The organism is Streptomyces sp. GC420 (assembly GCF_009916105.1).
Lineage (GTDB): Bacteria > Actinomycetota > Actinomycetes > Streptomycetales > Streptomycetaceae > Streptomyces.
In genome coordinates, this window is sequence record NZ_JAAAXQ010000516.1 from 1 (window position 1) to 4444 (window position 4444).

At 71.5% G+C, this 4444-nt stretch carries 2 protein-coding genes; one reads left to right on the top strand and one right to left on the bottom strand.

From position 1 onward, the window contains the following. Positions 1–664: HNH endonuclease family protein (locus tag GUY61_RS35225; protein ID WP_208106844.1), on the top strand; the 664-nt coding region annotated here is incomplete at its 5' end. A gap of 108 nt (positions 665–772) precedes the next feature. Here the strand turns inward: GUY61_RS35225 and mfd are convergent. After that, a complete protein-coding gene (gene mfd, locus GUY61_RS35230; RefSeq protein WP_166634390.1) occupies positions 773–4300 on the bottom strand; it encodes a transcription-repair coupling factor in 3528 nt (1175 codons plus the stop codon). Between the last annotated feature and the right edge of the window lie 144 nt (positions 4301–4444).

Consider the following 4444-nt stretch of genomic DNA (forward strand, 5'->3'; position numbering starts at 1 on the left):
GTCGGGGGCGGGGCCGGGGGCGCGGGACGGACGGACCGTCAGTCCGCTCGACAACCCGGAGGGCACGAAGCCCGGACTCGCGCCGGTGACGACCGACGCGGACAGGGCCGAGGCCCGAAGGCTCATCGGCGAGCTGTCCACCAAGGGACGCGGCCCCAGGACGGGTTACGACCGGGACGAGTTCGGCTACGCCTGGATGGACACGGCCGACGGGGTGCCGCTGGCCCGGAATGGCTGTGACACGCGGAACGACTTGCTGAAACTCCACGGGCGCAACGTTGAGTTCCGTACCGGTTCCGACTGCGTGGTCGTTTCGATGGACGTGTACGACCCGTACACGGGCAAGGACATCGTCTGGAAGAAGGCGAAAGCCACCGAGGTACAGATAGATCACGTGGTGCCGTTGTCGTACGCCTGGCAGATGGGCGCCGTGCGCTGGGACAAGCGGAAGCGGCAGCAACTCGCCAACGACGCGCTCAACCTGATCCCGGTCGGCGGAAGGGCGAACTCCGCCAAGGGCGACTCCGGACCCGCTTCCTGGCTGCCGCCCGACAGGCGGATCAGGTGCGCCTATGCGGTCCGGTTCGCCCAGGTCGCCATCAAGTACGGGATGCCGGTGACGGCACCGGACAGGCGCATGATGCTGCGTCAGTGCGGCGGTTGACGAGCGGTACGGACGTCCCTGCGCGGGCACCGCGTCCGGCCTGACCGGCCGGACGCGGGGGGCGGCCGTCGCGGGGGCGAACCCGCCCCAGGGCGGCCGCGCGGCCCGCTAGCCGAGGATCGTCGCCAGGAACTCCCCGGTCCAGCCCAGCAGTTCCCGTCCGACCAGTGGCCTTCCGCCGATCTTCGAGGGCTTGGGACGCGGGACGAGCACCTGGTGGGCCGCCGCCTTCACGATCGAGCCGGGGTAGACCCGCTTCAGCCGCAGTTCCTGCGACTCCCGCAGCTCCACCGGGGCGAAACGGATGTTGTTGCCCTGGAGGACGATCTCGCCGACACCGCACGCCCGGGCGAGCATCCGCAGCCCGGCGACCAGCAGCAGGTTCTCCACCGGCTCGGGCAGCTTGCCGTAGCGGTCGGTGAGTTCCTCGCGGACCGCCTTGATGTCCTCCTCCGAGTTGGCGGAGGCGATCGAACGGTAGGCCTGGAGGCGCAGCCGCTCGCCCGGCGCGTAGTCGTGCGGAACGTGCGCGTCGACCGGGAGCTCGATCTTGACCTCCAGCGGCTGCTCCTCCTCGGCCCCTCCCTCCAGGGAGGCCCGGTAGTCGGCGACGGCCTCGCCCACCATCCGTACGTACAGGTCGAATCCGACGCCGGCGATGTGCCCGGACTGCTCGCCGCCCAGCAGGTTGCCCGCGCCGCGGATCTCCAGGTCCTTCATGGCGACGTACATGCCGGCGCCCATCTCGGTGTGCTGGGCGATGGTGGCCAGACGCTCGTGCGCGGTCTCCGTGAGCGGCTTCTCCGGCGGGTAGAGGAAGTAGGCGTAGCCGCGTTCCCGGCCCCGGCCGACACGGCCCCGCAGCTGGTGCAGCTGGGAGAGGCCGAAGGTGTCGCCGCGCTCCACGATGAGGGTGTTGGCGTTGGAGATGTCGATGCCGGACTCGACGATGGTCGTCGAGACGAGGACGTCGAACTTCTTCTCCCAGAAGTCGACGACGACCTGCTCCAGCGCGGACTCGGACATCTGGCCGTGGGCGGTGGCGATCCGCGCCTCGGGCACGATGTCCCGCAGCCTGGCCGCCGCGCGGTCGATGGACTCGACCCGGTTGTGGATGTAGAAGACCTGGCCCTCGCGCAGCAGTTCACGCCGGATCGCGGCGCCGATCTGCTTCTCCTCGTACGGCCCGACGAAGGTCAGCACCGGGTGCCGCTCCTCCGGCGGGGTCGTGATCGTCGACATCTCGCGGATGCCGGTCACGGCCATCTCCAGCGTACGGGGGATGGGGGTGGCGGACATGGTCAGGACGTCGACGTTGGCGCGGAGCTTCTTCAGCTGCTCCTTGTGCTCGACGCCGAAGCGCTGCTCCTCGTCCACGACGACCAGGCCGAGGTCCTTGAACTTCGTCTCGGAGGAGAACAGGCGGTGGGTGCCGATGACGACGTCGACGGAGCCTTCGCGCAGGCCCTCCAGGGTGGCCTTCGCCTCCGTGTCGGACTGGAAGCGGGACAGCGCCCGCACCACGACGGGGAACTGCGAGTAGCGCTCGGAGAAGGTTCCGAAGTGCTGCTGGACGAGGAGGGTCGTCGGGACGAGCACGGCGACCTGCTTGCCGTCCTGGACGGCCTTGAACGCGGCGCGGACCGCGATCTCCGTCTTGCCGTAGCCGACGTCGCCGCAGATCAGCCGGTCCATCGGGACGGACTTCTCCATGTCCTCCTTGACCTCGGCGATGGTGGAGAGCTGGTCGGGCGTCTCGGCGTAGGGGAACGCGTCCTCCAGCTCCCGCTGCCAGGGGGTGTCGGGGCCGAAGGTGTGGCCGGGGGCGGCCATCCGCGCGGAGTACAGCCTGATCAGGTCGGCGGCGATCTCCTTGACGGCCTTCTTGGCGCGCGCCTTGGTCTTCGTCCAGTCGGCGCCGCCGAGCCGGTGCAGGGTCGGGGCCTCCCCGCCGACGTACTTGGTGACCTGCTCCAGCTGGTCGGTGGGGATGTAGAGGCGGTCGCCGGGCTGGCCGCGCTTGGCGGGGGCGTACTCGACGAGGAGGTACTCACGGGTGGCACCCTGGACGGTGCGCTGCACCATCTCGATGTAGCGGCCGACGCCGTGCTGCTCGTGGACGATGTAGTCGCCGGCCTCCAGGGTGAGCGGGTCGATGGTCTTGCGGCGGCGCGCGGGCATCCGCTGCCCGTCCCGGCCCGCGGCCTTCTGGCCGGTGAGGTCGGTCTCCGTCAGTACGGCGATCCGCAGGCCGGGGTCGACGAAGCCGTGGTCGAGCGAGCCGCAGGAGACGTGCACGACGGACGGGGCGACGGTGCCCAGCTCGGGCTCCAGCCTGGCGGCGATGCCCTCCCCGCCGAGCACCTCGACGGTGCGGGCGGCGGGGCCGTGGCCCTCGGTGAGGAAGACCGTGCGCCAGCCGTCCGCGAGCCAGCCCTTGGTGTCGGCCAGGGCCCGGGCGGTGTCGCCTCGGTAGCTCTCGGGGGTGTGCATGCCCAGCTTCAGGGTGTCGGAGCCGAGTTCCTCGTCGGCGGCGAAGGGGGAGACCGACCACCACATCATGTCCAGCTCGCGCGCCCGGTCTCGGACGTCCGCGATGCCCCACAGGGAGGCCGCGCCGACGTCGATCGGCGCGTCGCCCCCGCCGGCCGTGGCCGCCCAGGACGCCTGGAGGAACTCCTGCGAGGTGGCCACCAGGTCGGCGGCGCGGGTCCGCACCCGCTCCGGGTCGCAGACGACGGCCATCGCGCCCGGCGGGAGTACGTCGAGCAGCAGCTCCATGTCGTCGACGAGGACCGGTGCCAGGGACTCCATGCCCTCGACGGCGATGCCCTCGGCGATCCTGCCGAGCAGCTCGCCCAGTTCGGGGTGCTCCTCGGCGAGGGCCGCGGCACGGCCGCGGACCTCGTCGGTCAGCAGCAGCTCGCGGCAGGGCGGCGCCCACAGGCCGTGCTCGGCGATCTCCAGGGAGCGCTGGTCCGCGACCTTGAAGTACCGGATCTCCTCGATGTCGTCGCCCCAGAACTCGATGCGCAGGGGGTGTTCCTCGGTGGGCGGGAAGACGTCGAGGATGCCGCCGCGCACGGCGAACTCGCCGCGCTTCTCCACCAGCTCCACCCGCTGGTACGCGGCCGCCGCGAGGCCCGCCACGATCTCTTCGAGGTCGGCGGTCTGCCCGCTGCGCAGACTCACCGGCTCCAGGTCGCCGAGGCCCTTGACCTGCGGCTGGAGCACGGACCTGACGGGGGCGACGACCACGCTGACCGGTCCCGCCGACGGGTCGTCGGCCTTCGGGTGGGCGAGCCTGCGCAGCACGGCCAGCCGCCGGCCCACGGTGTCCGACCGCGGGGACAGCCGCTCGTGCGGCAGCGTCTCCCACGACGGGTACTCCACCACGCCGTCCGGCGGCAGCAGGGACCGCAGCGCCGCCGCCAGGTCCTCCGCCTCCCGCCCCGTCGCGGTCACGGCGAGGACGGTGCGCCGGGTCTCACGTGCCAGCGCCGCCACCGCGAACGGCCGCGCGGCCGGCGGCCCGACCATGTCGACGTGCATACGGTTGCCGTCTCCCGCGGCCTTGACGGCTTCGGCGAGTGCGGGGTCCTTGATGACGGCGTCGAGCAGACCGTACAGGCTCATGGAGGCAATCCGTCCCGGTATGACCAGTGATGATCGGCTGGTGGGCAACGCGAACCGCCCGACACGTCGAACGGGCCGGGGGTCTTCCAGACTACGTCGCCCCGCCGACAGCCGTGGCGGCCCCCGCCCGCCACCGGCCCCGGC

What these genes read in the sequence shown, in the direction of transcription:
- mfd (WP_166634390.1), bottom strand. Translation starts at nt 4,300, where the DNA reads ATGAGCCTGTACGGTCTGCTCGACGCCGTCATCAAGGACCCCGCACTC.